Source organism: Amorphus sp. 3PC139-8, assembly GCF_040750475.1.
Classification (GTDB): domain Bacteria; phylum Pseudomonadota; class Alphaproteobacteria; order Rhizobiales; family Amorphaceae; genus Amorphus.
Genome location: NZ_JABJVY010000029.1, coordinates 1 through 11993, shown reverse-complemented (window position 1 = coordinate 11993; position 11993 = coordinate 1). Strand labels below are relative to the sequence as shown.

The 11993-nt window shown below is 64.3% G+C and carries 23 protein-coding genes and 1 pseudogene; all 24 read right to left on the bottom strand.

Translation table 11 applies throughout. From position 1 onward, the window contains the following. Positions 1 to 101 precede the first annotated feature (101 nt). Positions 102 to 683, bottom strand: coding sequence for an adenylate kinase (locus HNS03_RS21430; protein ID WP_367198097.1), 582 nt, complete (start codon positions 681 to 683; stop codon positions 102 to 104). Next, positions 680 to 2011, bottom strand: a complete 1332-nt coding sequence (gene secY, locus HNS03_RS21425; RefSeq protein WP_367198096.1) for a preprotein translocase subunit SecY — start codon at positions 2009 to 2011, stop codon at positions 680 to 682. Before secY ends, HNS03_RS21430 begins: the two co-directional genes overlap by 4 nt. Before the next feature lie 52 nt (positions 2012 to 2063). After that, positions 2064 to 2540, bottom strand: a complete 477-nt coding sequence (gene rplO, locus HNS03_RS21420; RefSeq protein WP_367198095.1) for a 50S ribosomal protein L15 — start codon at positions 2538 to 2540, stop codon at positions 2064 to 2066. Between the two features lie 165 nt (positions 2541 to 2705). After that, positions 2706 to 2912 carry a 50S ribosomal protein L30 gene (gene rpmD, locus HNS03_RS21415; protein WP_367198094.1) on the bottom strand — a complete coding sequence of 69 codons (207 nt, stop codon included), beginning with the start codon at positions 2910 to 2912 and terminating at the stop codon, positions 2706 to 2708. 65 nt (positions 2913 to 2977) lie between these two features. Then, positions 2978 to 3535, bottom strand: coding sequence for a 30S ribosomal protein S5 (gene rpsE / locus HNS03_RS21410; RefSeq protein WP_367198093.1), 558 nt, complete (start codon positions 3533 to 3535; stop codon positions 2978 to 2980). 47 nt (positions 3536 to 3582) lie between these two features. Further along, a complete protein-coding gene (gene rplR, locus HNS03_RS21405; RefSeq protein WP_367198092.1) occupies positions 3583 to 3945 on the bottom strand; it encodes a 50S ribosomal protein L18 in 363 nt (120 codons plus the stop codon). A gap of 10 nt (positions 3946 to 3955) precedes the next feature. Continuing rightward, the gene (gene rplF / locus HNS03_RS21400) at positions 3956 to 4489 is read right to left on the bottom strand and encodes a 50S ribosomal protein L6 (RefSeq protein WP_367198091.1); all 534 of its coding nucleotides are present in this window, start codon (positions 4487 to 4489) and stop codon (positions 3956 to 3958) included. A gap of 52 nt (positions 4490 to 4541) precedes the next feature. Continuing rightward, positions 4542 to 4940 (bottom strand): 30S ribosomal protein S8, encoded by a 399-nt coding sequence (rpsH, locus tag HNS03_RS21395; RefSeq protein ID WP_367198090.1) that lies wholly within the window; start codon positions 4938 to 4940, stop codon positions 4542 to 4544. A 12-nt stretch (positions 4941 to 4952) separates the two neighbouring features. Next, complete coding sequence (gene rpsN, locus HNS03_RS21390) at positions 4953 to 5258, bottom strand: 30S ribosomal protein S14 (RefSeq protein WP_367198089.1); 306 nt, start codon at positions 5256 to 5258, stop codon at positions 4953 to 4955. A gap of 24 nt (positions 5259 to 5282) precedes the next feature. Then, the gene (gene rplE, locus HNS03_RS21385; protein ID WP_367198088.1) at positions 5283 to 5849 is read right to left on the bottom strand and encodes a 50S ribosomal protein L5; all 567 of its coding nucleotides are present in this window, start codon (positions 5847 to 5849) and stop codon (positions 5283 to 5285) included. Continuing rightward, positions 5842 to 6159, bottom strand: a complete 318-nt coding sequence (rplX, locus tag HNS03_RS21380; RefSeq protein ID WP_367198087.1) for a 50S ribosomal protein L24 — start codon at positions 6157 to 6159, stop codon at positions 5842 to 5844. The genes rplE and rplX overlap by 8 nt, the downstream gene beginning before the upstream one ends. Beyond that, a complete protein-coding gene (rplN, locus tag HNS03_RS21375; RefSeq protein ID WP_018699155.1) occupies positions 6159 to 6527 on the bottom strand; it encodes a 50S ribosomal protein L14 in 369 nt (122 codons plus the stop codon). Before rplN ends, rplX begins: the two co-directional genes overlap by 1 nt. Positions 6528 to 6596: 69 nt before the next feature. Continuing rightward, positions 6597 to 6857 (bottom strand): 30S ribosomal protein S17, encoded by a 261-nt coding sequence (rpsQ, locus tag HNS03_RS21370; RefSeq protein ID WP_367198086.1) that lies wholly within the window; start codon positions 6855 to 6857, stop codon positions 6597 to 6599. Between the two features lie 17 nt (positions 6858 to 6874). Next, the gene (gene rpmC / locus HNS03_RS21365; RefSeq protein WP_367198085.1) at positions 6875 to 7075 is read right to left on the bottom strand and encodes a 50S ribosomal protein L29; all 201 of its coding nucleotides are present in this window, start codon (positions 7073 to 7075) and stop codon (positions 6875 to 6877) included. A gap of 29 nt (positions 7076 to 7104) precedes the next feature. Further along, positions 7105 to 7518, bottom strand: a complete 414-nt coding sequence (gene rplP / locus HNS03_RS21360; protein WP_367198084.1) for a 50S ribosomal protein L16 — start codon at positions 7516 to 7518, stop codon at positions 7105 to 7107. A 35-nt stretch (positions 7519 to 7553) separates the two neighbouring features. After that, positions 7554 to 8267 carry a 30S ribosomal protein S3 gene (rpsC, locus tag HNS03_RS21355; RefSeq protein ID WP_367198083.1) on the bottom strand — a complete coding sequence of 238 codons (714 nt, stop codon included), beginning with the start codon at positions 8265 to 8267 and terminating at the stop codon, positions 7554 to 7556. Next, positions 8267 to 8647, bottom strand: coding sequence for a 50S ribosomal protein L22 (gene rplV / locus HNS03_RS21350; protein WP_367198082.1), 381 nt, complete (start codon positions 8645 to 8647; stop codon positions 8267 to 8269). The genes rpsC and rplV overlap by 1 nt, the downstream gene beginning before the upstream one ends. 2 nt (positions 8648 to 8649) lie before the next feature. Then, complete coding sequence (gene rpsS / locus HNS03_RS21345; RefSeq protein ID WP_367198081.1) at positions 8650 to 8928, bottom strand: 30S ribosomal protein S19; 279 nt, start codon at positions 8926 to 8928, stop codon at positions 8650 to 8652. A gap of 12 nt (positions 8929 to 8940) precedes the next feature. After that, positions 8941 to 9774 carry a 50S ribosomal protein L2 gene (rplB, locus tag HNS03_RS21340; RefSeq protein WP_367198080.1) on the bottom strand — a complete coding sequence of 278 codons (834 nt, stop codon included), beginning with the start codon at positions 9772 to 9774 and terminating at the stop codon, positions 8941 to 8943. 20 nt (positions 9775 to 9794) lie between these two features. Continuing rightward, positions 9795 to 10088, bottom strand: a complete 294-nt coding sequence (locus HNS03_RS21335) for a 50S ribosomal protein L23 (protein WP_367198079.1) — start codon at positions 10086 to 10088, stop codon at positions 9795 to 9797. Next, positions 10085 to 10705 (bottom strand): 50S ribosomal protein L4, encoded by a 621-nt coding sequence (gene rplD, locus HNS03_RS21330; RefSeq protein WP_367198078.1) that lies wholly within the window; start codon positions 10703 to 10705, stop codon positions 10085 to 10087. The genes HNS03_RS21335 and rplD overlap by 4 nt, the downstream gene beginning before the upstream one ends. Next, entirely contained in the window at positions 10705 to 11490 is a 786-nt protein-coding gene (gene rplC / locus HNS03_RS21325; RefSeq protein WP_367198077.1) for a 50S ribosomal protein L3, read from the bottom strand. The genes rplD and rplC overlap by 1 nt, the downstream gene beginning before the upstream one ends. A gap of 31 nt (positions 11491 to 11521) precedes the next feature. Then, positions 11522 to 11830: a 30S ribosomal protein S10 gene (gene rpsJ, locus HNS03_RS21320; RefSeq protein ID WP_367198076.1), complete on the bottom strand. Its 309-nt coding sequence runs from the start codon at positions 11828 to 11830 to the stop codon at positions 11522 to 11524. A gap of 86 nt (positions 11831 to 11916) precedes the next feature. Beyond that, positions 11917 to 11993, bottom strand: a pseudogene (locus HNS03_RS21315) (elongation factor Tu); the annotation flags it as partial.

The following is an 11993-nucleotide window of genomic DNA, read 5'->3' as shown; positions in this document are numbered from 1 at the left end:
GGTTCCCGGCGCCGATCCCTCGCGGTTATCCGATTGGACGGGCTTACTAGCGGATCCGCAACCCTGCCGTCAAGCGCCACGTGCGCAATCCGCTGCCGTTGTCATCGGCCGGGTGCCGCGAGCACCCCGTCGATCTCCGTGGCGACCTCGTCGATCGGGGCCATCCCGTTGATCTGTTTCAGCAAACCCTTTTGCCGATAGAATTCGGCCAGGGGAGCCGTCTGTTGACGGTAAACGTCAAGCCGCTTCTTCAGCGCCTCGGCATTGTCGTCCGAGCGCACGTTCTCGCCGCTTTCCGCGACTCGCTTCTTGACCCGGTCGAGAAGCGCGTCCTCGTCCACCACCAGTTCAACCACCGCGTCGAGCTGCAGCGACTTGGTCTCAAGAAGCGCTTCCAGCGCCTCCGCCTGCGGCACAGTGCGCGGGAAACCGTCCAGGATGAAACCCTTGGCGCAATCCGGCTCGTCGAGCCGCTCCGACACGATTTCGACCACGACCGAATCCGGGACGAGTTCGCCCCGATCCATGATCGCCTTTGCTTCCAGACCAATCGGCGTTTCCGCCTTCACAGCCGCGCGCAGCATGTCGCCTGTCGAAAGCTGAACGATGCCGTGGCGCTCGACCAGCTTCTGTGCCTGGGTGCCCTTCCCTGCCCCGGGCGGCCCGAGCAGAATCAACCTCATCGCCGTCTCCCCCTCAGTTTGGCTTTCTTGACGAGCCCTTCATATTGGTGCGCGAGCAGGTGGCCCTGGATCTGGGCGACGGTGTCCATCGTCACGCTCACCACAATGAGCAGGGAGGTCCCGCCAAAATAGAAGGGTATCGCGGTCGCCGAAATCAGGAACTCCGGCAAAAGACAAACGATCACCAGATAGACCGCACCGATCACGGTGATACGCGTCAAGACGTAGTCGATATATTCCGCTGTCCGATCGCCGGGCCGAATGCCCGGAATGTAGCCGCCATGCTTCTTCAGATTGTCCGCGGTGTCGGCCGGATTGAACACGATCGCGGTGTAGAAGAACGCGAAGAAGATGATCAGGCCGGCATAGACGACCATAAACAACGGTTGGCCATGGCCCAGGAGGGCCGTCACGGTTTGGATCCAGCCCGGCCCCTGACCGGCCGAGAAACTCGTCAGCGTCGCCGGAACCAGAAGCAGCGACGAGGCAAAGATCGGCGGGATCACGCCGGACGTGTTGAGCTTCAGCGGCAGGTGCGAGGATTCGCCCTGGAACACCCGGTTGCCCACTTGTCGCTTTGGATACTGGATCAAAAGCCGACGCTGGGCGCGCTCCATGTAAACGATGAAGGCAATCACCACCACGGCGAGCACGATGACGCCGAGAATGATCGTGGTCGACAGCGCCCCCTGGCGGCCAAGCTCCAGCATGCCGGTGAAGGCTTGCGGAATCCCCGCCACGATGCCGGAGAAGATGATCAACGAGATGCCGTTGCCCACGCCGCGGGCAGTGATCTGCTCGCCAAGCCACATCAGGAACATGGTTCCGCCGACGAGCGTAACCACGGTCGTGAATTTGAAGAACCAGCCCGGATCGGTAACGATGTTGCCGGCGCCTTCAAGCCCCACGGCGATGCCATAAGCCTGGAAGGTCGCCAGCACCACGGTCGCATACCGGGTGTACTGGTTGATCATCTTCCGGCCTTGCTCACCCTCCTTCTTCAGCTGCTCCAGGCGGGGAACCACCGTGGTCAGAAGCTGAATGATAATGGAGGCCGAGATATACGGCATGATGCCGAGGGCGAAGATCGCCATTCGGCCCACGGCGCCGCCCGCGAACATGTTGAACATGCCAAGCAGGCCCGTTTGCGCCTGATTGAAGGCCTGGGCAAGCGCAGCCGGATCGATGCCGGGCAGCGGGACATAGGTCCCAACCCGGTAGACGATCAGCGCGCCGAGGGTAAACCAGATCCGCTTCTTGAGTTCCTCCGCCTTGGCGAAGGCGGAGAAATTAAGATTGGACGCGAGTTGTTCGGCAGCCGAGACCATGGAGCGTTCCAGATGCGGGAGGACGCGGAGGGGGCGTGAACGGCGTCAGCCGTCAGGCCGAGGCCTCTGCCTTCGCCTTTACCTCGACCTTTCCGCCCGCTTTTTCAACCGCCTGAATGGCCGACTGGGAGGCACCGTCCACAACCAGCGTCACCGCGGAGGTGATTTCGCCATTACCGAGAAGGCGCACGCCGTCCTTCGCACGGCGCACGACACCGGCGGCAACCAGCGCGGCCACGTCGATCGGCGCGCCCGCGTCGAGCTTGCCCGCTTCGATCGCGGTCTGCACGCGCCCGACGGAAACCTCGTTCCACTTCTTCCGGAAGATATTAACGAAACCGCGCTTCGGCAGCCGCCGATGCAGCGGCATCTGCCCGCCTTCGAAGCCCTTGATCGCCACGCCGGTGCGCGACTTCTGACCCTTCACGCCGCGCCCGGACGTCTTGCCCTTGCCGGAGCCGATGCCGCGGCCAACGCGCTTGCGGTCCTTCGCCGCTCCGGGATTGTCGCTCAGCTCATTCAGCCTCATGGCCGTCTCCTTGTTGCGCCTCGCCGTCCGTTGTCCGACGGGTGCGCGAACGCACGTTGTCACAGCGGGCCGCGCCTTACGCGCGACGGTTCGCCGCGGCTTCCCAGGTCATGCCTCGAAGAGGCGCCCCGGTTGCGATAGCGAACCGACCTCCCGCGTCTCGATTCAGCCCTGCTCGACCACGCGGACGAGATGGCTAACCTTCGCGATCATGCCGCGCACAGCCGGCGTATCTTCCAGCGTGCGGCGACGATGCATCTTGTTGAGGCCGAGCCCGACCAGCGTCGCCCGCTGCGCGCCAGGACGACGGATCGGGCTGCCGATCTGCTCGACGGTGACCGTCTTACCGGCCGACTTTGCTGCCTTTGCCATTCAACTCTCCAACCGACGAGACGAGGCGGCCTAAGCCGCCTCGACGCCCATTCCTGTAATGATCGTCAGGCTTCGGCCGAGGCGTCGGCGTCGATGTCGCGCCGGCGTGCCTGCAGGGCTGCCACCTTCATGCCGCGGCGAGCGGCGACGGAACGGGGGCTGTCCTCGTTCTTCAGCGCGTCGAACGCAGCCCGCACCATGTTGTACGGATTCGACGAACCGAGCGATTTGGCCACGACGTCCTGCACGCCAAGGGTCTCGAACACGGCGCGCATCGGTCCGCCGGCGATGATGCCTGTACCGGCCGGGGCAGCGCGCATCACGACGCGGCCGGCGCCCCAGCGCCCGTTCACGTCATGATGCAGCGTCCGGCCCTCGCGCAGCGGCACCCGGATCATGCTCCGCTTGGCAGCCTCGGTCGCCTTGCGGATCGCCTCCGGCACTTCGCGCGCCTTGCCGTGGCCGTAGCCGACCCGGCCCTTCTGGTCGCCGACGACGACGAGCGCGGCAAAGCCGAACCGACGGCCGCCCTTCACCACCTTCGCGACACGGTTGATGTGGACGAGCTTGTCGACAAATTCACTGTCGCGCTCGTCCCGGTCCCGATCCCGCTCCCGCGCCATGTTCTCAATCCTTCCGTTCTTTGGTCCGACTTTTCGCGCGGATGTTCTTAGAATTCCAGCCCGCCTTCGCGGGCTGCGTCGGCCAGGGCCTTGACCCGACCGTGATAGATGTAACCGCCGCGGTCGAACACGACCTTGCTGATGCCGGCCGCCTTTGCCCGCTCGGCGATCAGCTTGCCGACCTCGACCGCAGCCGCGGTGTCAGCGCCCGTCTTCAAAGACGCGCGGAGATCCTTTTCCATCGTGGAGGCGGCGGCGAGCGTGCGGCCCGCCTTGTCGTCGATCACCTGCACGTAGATGTTCTTGGACGAGCGGAACACGCTCAGCCGGGGCCGCCCATTGGCGACCGCCCGGATGGAGCGACGGACCCGCATGCGGCGGCGATCGTCCCTGCTAAGACCCTTGGCCATCGTGGCGTCCTTACTTCTTCTTGCCTTCCTTGCGGATGATCTGCTCGCCCGCATACTTCACGCCCTTGCCCTTGTAGGGCTCCGGCGGACGGAACTCGCGGATCTCAGCCGCAACCTGCCCAACGCGCTGCTTCTCGATGCCCCCGACAACAATCTCGGTCGGTTTCGGACACTGAATCTGAATGCCTTCCGGGATCGGATACAGCACCTCGTGCGAGAAGCCGAGCGCGAGCTGCAGGTTTTTGCCCTGAACCTGCGCGCGATAGCCGACGCCGGTGATCTCCAGGCGTCGCTCGAACCCTTCGGTCACGCCATGCACCAGGTTAGCCACCATCGAGCGGGACAGACCCCACATCGACCGCGCCTTCTTGCTTTCGTCGACCGGCGTGACGGTGATGCCGTCCTCGCCCTGGCTCACCGACACCACGTCGGGCACGGTGAACTCCAGCTCACCCTTCGGGCCCTTCACGCTGACGGTCTGCCCATCGATCTTCGCCGTGACGCCGTTCGGCACCTGAACCGGCCTTTTACCTACCCGTGACATCCCAAAACTCCTTGCGCCCCGCGCCGCAGGTCTTCGATCGCCGACAGGCCGATCAGAACACCTGGCAGAGGATCTCGCCGCCGAGATTGCGCTCGCGCGCGACATGATCGCTCATGACGCCCTGCGACGTGGACAGAATGGACACGCCGAGCCCGTTCGCCACCCGCGGCAGCGTCGCCACGGAGGAATAGACCCGCCGACCCGGCTTGGAGATCCGTTCGATCTTCTTGATCGCCGGCTCGCCGTCGAAATATTTCAGCTCGATATCGATCTCCGAACGACCGTTGTCGTGCTCGGTAACCGTATATCCGCGAATGTAGCCTTCGCTCTGAAGCACCTCGAGCACGTTCATGCGCAGGCGCGACCCCGGCGTGGAAAGGCTCGACTTCCGGCGCATTCCCGCATTGCGGATGCGCGTGATCATGTCCCCGAGGGGATCCGTCATCGACATCGCCCGGTCTCCTTACCAGCTCGACTTCACAAGGCCGGGGATCTGACCCTGGCTGCCAAGCTCGCGCAGCGCGACGCGCGACATCTTGAGCTTACGATAGTAGGCGCGCGGGCGGCCGGTCACTTCGCAGCGATTGACGATCCGGGTCGCCGCACCGTTGCGCGGCAACTCCGCAAGCTTCAGCTGCGCTGCGAAACGATCTTCCATCGGCAGCGACTGATCCCGTGCCACCGCCTTCAGACGCTCGCGCCGCTCAGCATACTGCTTGGCCAGGCGCTGGCGCTTCTTGTTGTTCTCGATCTTACCTTTTTTGGCCATGTCTTTCGTCCCTTGCCCCGCCTGTTACTGCCGGAACGGAAAGTTCAGCGCGCGCAGAAGCTCGCGCGCCTCGTCATCCGTCTTCGCCGTGGTGCAGACGATGATGTCCATGCCCCAGATCTGGTCGACCTTGTCGTAGACGATCTCCGGGAACACGATGTGCTCCTTCAGACCCATTGCAAAGTTGCCGCGCCCGTCGAAGCTCTTCGGGTTCAGGCCCCGAAAATCCCGCACCCGCGGCAGCGCGATCGTCACCAGACGGTCGATAAACTCGTACATACGTCCCCGACGCAGGGTAACCTTGCAGCCGATCGGCATGTTCTCGCGGACCTTGAAGCCCGCGATCGAGTTGCGCGCCCGGGTGATGACCGGCTTCTGACCGGTGATCTGCGCCAGGTCGTCGGCCGCCGACTGAACCTTCTTGGAATCAGCGACGGCTTCGCCGATACCCATGTTCACGACCACCTTGTCCAGGCGCGGAAGCTGCATCGGGTTCGTGTAGTTGAACCGCTCCTGCAGCGTGTTGCGCACCGTCTCCCGGTAGATCGCCTTCGTACGCGGCTCGAATTCCGCTTCCATTGCCTCAGCCATCGATCTTGTCTCCGGAGCGCTTGGCGAACCGGACCTTGCTGCCGTCGTCCTCGACCCGGAACCCGACCCGCGTGGCCTTGCCATCGGTGGGATCGGCCATCGCCAGGTTGGAGAGATGGATCGGCATCTCTTTGGTCACGATGCCGCCTTCCTGGGACGGGGTCTGACGCTGGTGACGCTGCACCACGTTCACCCCGCTCACGACGGCGCGATTTTCCTTCGGCAGAACGCGCACGACCTCACCGGTCTTGCCCTTGTCCCGCCCGGCGATCACCACGACGGAATCGCCCTTTTTGATGCGCGCGGCCATCACAACACCTCCGGCGCGAGCGAAATGATCTTCATGTGGTTGCGTGCCCGGAGCTCGCGCGGGACCGGCCCGAAGATACGCGTGCCCACCGGCTCCTTGTTGTTGTTCACCAGGACCGCCGCATTGCGGTCGAAGCGGATGACGCTGCCGTCGGGACGGCGAATGTCCTTGGCGGTGCGAACGACGACCGCCTTCATGACGTCGCCCTTCTTCACGCGTCCGCGCGGGCTCGCCTCCTTCACGGAGACGACGATGATGTCGCCGACCGACGCGTACTTGCGCTTCGAGCCACCGAGCACCTTGATGCACATGACGCGGCGCGCACCGGAGTTGTCCGCCACGTCGAGGTTGGTCTGCATCTGAATCATGCTTCGCCGCCTTCTATCTTTCTTTTCGCCGCACCCCTAGGACGACGCCGCCCGCACCGACCCCGAAGGTCAGCCGGCGACGATCTCGCCCGAAGGCGTCAAAGCGCCGACCACGGTCCATCGTTTCGTCTTCGACATCGGACGGCTCTCTTCGATTACCACCCGGTCGCCAACCTTGAATGTGTTCGCCTCGTCATGCGCGTGGTAGCGCTTGGAGCGACGCACAGTCTTCTTCAGAAGCGGATGGGTGAAGCGCCGCTCCACCCGCACAACGACGGTCTTGTCGTTCTTGTCGCTTACGACGACGCCCCGCAGAGCACGTTTCGGCATCTTCTTCGTCTTTCCCGTCAGCTCGTCTGCGTCCGACGGCGCTCGCCGAGCACCGTCTTAATGCGGGCGATGTCACGGCGCACCTGCCGCACCCGCGCGGTATTTTCGAGCTGGCCCGTCGCCCGCTGGAAGCGCAGGTTGAACTGCTCTTTCTTCAGCTTGGCGAGATCGTCCAGCAATTCGTCGGCGGTCTTCGCCGTCACGTCTGCGGCCTTCATCTGCCCATTCTCCTCGCGCTGTCTCGCCGTTACTCGGCGATGCGCTGAACGAAGCGCGTCTTGATCGGCAGCTTGGCTGCACCGAGACGCAGCGCTTCGCGAGCGATGTCCTCGGCAACCCCGTCGATCTCGAACATAATCCGGCCCGGATGAACCCGCGCCGCCCAATATTCCGGCGAGCCCTTGCCCTTACCCATACGCACTTCGGTCGGCTTCGCCGACACCGGCACGTCCGGGAAGATGCGGATCCACACGCGGCCCTGGCGCTTCATGTGGCGGGTGATCGCGCGGCGCGCCGCCTCGATCTGCCGCGCGGTCACGCGCTCGGGCTCCTGGGCCTTCAGGCCGTAGGCGCCGAAGTTCAGCATCGTGCCGCCCTTCGCCGTGCCATGGATCCGGCCCTTGTGCTGCTTGCGGAATTTGGTTCGTTTCGGTTGCAGCATTTGTCTGCTCTCGTTCTCTCAAAATCCGCCGGCTATCAGGCGTCCGCGCGACGACGCCCGCCGCCACCGCCGCCGCCTTCGGAGGCCTCGGCCAACCGACGCTCAGACGCCATCGGATCGTGCTCGAGGATCTCGCCCTTGAAGATCCACACCTTCACGCCACAGGTGCCATACGCCGTCTTCGCCGTCGCCGTGCCGTAGTCGATGTCCGCGCGCAGGGTGTGCAGCGGAACGCGGCCTTCGCGGTACCATTCCGTCCGAGCGATTTCCGCGCCGCCGAGGCGACCCGCGCAGTTGATCCGGATGCCCTCGGCCCCGAGCCGCATCGCCGACTGCACCGCCCGCTTCATGGCCCGGCGGAACGCAACGCGGCGCTCAAGCTGCTGGGCGATCGACAACGCGACCAGCGTGGCGTCAATTTCCGGCTTGCGCACTTCGACGATGTTGATGTGCACCTCCGAAGAGGTCATCTCGCCGATCTTCTTGCGCAGGCGGTCGATATCGGCGCCCTTCTTGCCGATGACAACCCCCGGACGCGCCGTATGGATCGTAATCCGACACTTCTTGTGCGGGCGCTCAATGACGATCTTCGACACCGCTGCCTGCTTCAACTCCTCCAGGAGGAAGGCACGGATCGCCAGATCCTCATGCAGAAGCCGGCCATAGTCGCCGCGGTCGGCGAACCAACGCGAATCCCAGGTCCGGTTGATGCCGAGACGCAGGCCGATCGGATTGACTTTGTGACCCATCAGGCCGCCTCCTCGACTTCACGGACGACGATGGTCAGGTTCGAGAACACCTTCTCGATCCGCCCCGCCCGGCCGCGGCCACGCGCATGAAACCGCTTCATCACCAGCGCCTTGCCGACATAGGCCTCGGCGACGACCAGCGCGTCGACGTCGAGGTCGTGATTGTTTTCCGCATTCGCGATCGCCGACTCCAGCGCCTTGCGCACGTCCTTGGCGATCCGCTTCCGCGAGAATTCGAGATCGGCGAGCGCAGTCGCGGCCTTCTTGCCGCGGATCAGCTGCGCGACGAGGTTCAGCTTCTGCGGGCTGACCTTGAGCCGTCGCACGACCGCACGCGCTTCGGTGTCGCCGAGCACCCGGTCCCGGGAGGGCTTGCCCATCGTTACTTCCTCTTCGCCTTCTTGTCGGCCCCGTGGCCATAGTAGGTCCGGCTCGGCGCGAACTCGCCGAACTTGTGGCCCACCATGTCCTCGCTGACGAGAACCGGAATGTGCTTCTGGCCGTTGTAGACGCCGAACGTCAGCCCAACGAACTGCGGCAGAATCGTCGACCGCCGCGACCAGATCTTTATCACCTCGTTACGACCCGACGAACGCGACGCCTCTGCCTTCTTTAGAAGGTAGCCGTCGACGAAGGGGCCTTTCCAAACAGAGCGCGCCACGGTTCGGTCCTCTTACTTCTTGCGGGCGTGACGGCTGCGGACGATGTACTTGTCCGTCGCCTTGTTCTGCCGGGTGCGCTTACCCTTGGTCGGCTTGCCCCACGGGGTGACCGGATGCCGGCCACCCGAGGTGCGGCCTTCACCGCCGCCGTGCGGATGATCGAACGGGTTCATCGCCACGCCGCGGGTCTGCGGCCGCCGACCGAGCCAACGCGAGCGGCCCGCCTTCGACAGTTTGATATTCGAATGGTCCGGATTCGACACGGCGCCGATCGACGCCATCGCCTGACCCGGAACCCGGCGCTGTTCGCCGGAAGACAACCTGATGACCGTGTAGCCCTGGTCCCGGCCGACGATCTGGGCATAGGTGCCGGCGGACCGCGCAAGCTGACCACCCTTCTTCGGCTTCAGCTCCACGTTGTGCACGATCGTGCCCACCGGGATCGCCGATATCGGCATCGCGTTGCCCGGCTTCACGTCAACCTGGGCACCGGCGATCACCGTGTCGCCGACAGCGAGACGCTGCGGCGCCAAAATATAGGCCAGTTCCCCGTCGTCGTACCGGATCAGCGCCAGGAAGGCCGAACGGTTCGGGTCGTACTCGAGGCGCTCGACCGTCGCCGGGACGTCAAGCTTTTGACGCTTGAAATCCACCACTCGGTAGGTGCGCTTGTGGCCGCCACCGCGATGGCGCGAGGTCTTGCGGCCGGCATTGTTGCGGCCACCCGACTTCGTCAGACCTTCGGTGAGTCCCTTGACCGGCTTACCCTTCCAAAGTCCAGAGCGCTCGACAATCACGAGCTGGCGCTGGCCGGGGGAAGTCGGACGGTAGGTCTTTAGTGCCATGGCTTTGTTGCCTTTCCGCCTTAGAGTCCGGTCGTGACGTCGATCGACTGGCCTTCGGCCAGCGTGACGATCGCCCGTTTGACGTCGGACTGCCGCCCGACGACGCCGCGGAACCGCTTTTCCTTGCCCTTGCGGACCTGGGTGTTCACACCGGTGACCTTGACCTTGAACAGGGCCTCGACCGCCGCCTTGATCTCCGGCTTGGTCGCCGTGCGCGCGACCTTGAAGACGACCTGGTTATGCTCGGAAAGCATGGTCGACTTTTCGGTGATCACCGGCGACAGGATCACGTCGAAATGCTTCAGGTCCGTCATTTGAACCGCTCCTCGAGGCTTTCGACGGCAGCCTTGGTCAGGACGAGCGTGTCCCGGCGTAGGATGTCGTAAACGTTGATGCCCGCCACCGACAGAAGGTCCAGATTCGGAATGTTGCGCGACGCCTTTGCGAAGCCGACATTCAACTCCGTGCCGTCGACGATCAGCGCATTCGACAGGCCCAGCCCGGCAAGCTTCACCGACAGCGCCTTGGTCTTCGCTTCGTCCGTCGCAGCAGCGGCGAGCACGATCAGCTTGCCATCGCGCGCCTTGGTCGACAGCGCATGCTTCAAGCCCAGCGCCCGGACCTTCTTGGGAAGATCATGAGCATGGCTGCGCACGACCGGGCCGAACGCCTTGCCGCCGCCACGGAACTGCGGCGCAGCCCGATCGGAGTGGCGGGCCCGGCCGGTGCCCTTCTGCTTGTACATCTTCTTGCCCGTGGCATTGATCTCGCCCCGGGTCTTGGTCTTGTGCGTGCCGGCCTGACGCTTGGAAAGCTGCCAGCGAACCACGCGCTGCACCAGATCCTGGCGCGGCTCAAGACCGAAGATGGCGTCGGACACGGTGATCGTTCCGTCCGTCCCGCCGTCGAGCGTTTTGACGTCGAAATCCATCACCCGTTCTCCTTACCCGCGGTGTCTTCCGCACCGGTCTCAGCGGGCTGCGCGTCGATCACTTCCGCCGGCGGAACGTCCGCCTCGGTCGGCGCCGCATCGAGCTCGTCCGGCAGGCGGAAGGCGCCCGGCATCGGAACCTCGTCCGGCAGTTTCTTCTTCACCGCATCGCGCACCAGGATCCAACCGCCCTTGGCGCCAGGAACCGCGCCCTGAATCATGATCAGCCCACGCTCCGGATCGGTGCGCACGACCTTCAGATTCTGGGTAGTGACGCGAACGTCACCCATGTGGCCGGCCATCTTCTTGTTCTTGAAGACGCGACCCGGATCCTGGTTCTGACCGGTCGAACCGTGCGAGCGGTGCGAAATCGACACGCCATGAGTGGCGCGCAGGCCGCCGAAATTGTGCCGCTTCATGGCACCGGCGAACCCCTTACCGATCGACGTTCCGCTGACGTCCACGAACTGGCCCGCGACGAAGTGGTCCGCGGTCAGCTCGGCGCCGACGGCGATCACGTTGTCCGGGGACACCCGGCACTCCACCAAGGTCCGCTTCGGCTCCACCTTCGCTACCGCGAAGTGGCCGCGCATCGCCTTCGGCGTGTTCTTCGCCTTGGCGAAGCCCGCGCCGAGCTGGAGCGCCGTGTAGCCGTCTTTCTCTTCGGTCCGATGCGCCACAACCTGGCACTTCTCGACCCGCAACACGGTTACCGGCACATGCTCGCCAGCTTCCGTGTAAATCCGGGTCATCCCGACCTTCTGTGCAATCACTGCAGAGCGCATAGCCGCGCCTCTCGTCCCTCTGACCCGTCGCTTAGAGCTTGATCTCGACGTCCACGCCGGCGGCGAGGTCGAGCTTCATGAGCGCATCGACCGTCTGCGGCGTGGGATCAATGATGTCCAAGAGCCGCTTATGGGTGCGGATCTCGAACTGCTCCCGGCTCTTCTTGTCGATGTGCGGCGAGCGGTTCACCGTGTACTTCTCGATCCGGGTCGGAAGCGGCACCGGGCCGCGCACCTGGGCGCCCGTTCGTTTCGCGGTGTGAACGATCTCCTTCGTCGAGGAGTCGAGCACCCGATGGTCGAACGCCTTCAAACGGATGCGAATGTTCTGGCCGTTCATTGTCTTTCGCGCCTATTTGCCCGCATCGGGAAATGAAGCGGGCGCGTCCAGATCGACCGGACGCGCCCGGCAGAAACGTCGTAGGGTTATTTGATGATCGACGCGACGACGCCTGCACCGACGGTGCGGCCGCCTTCGCGGATGGCGAAGCGGAGCTGCTCTT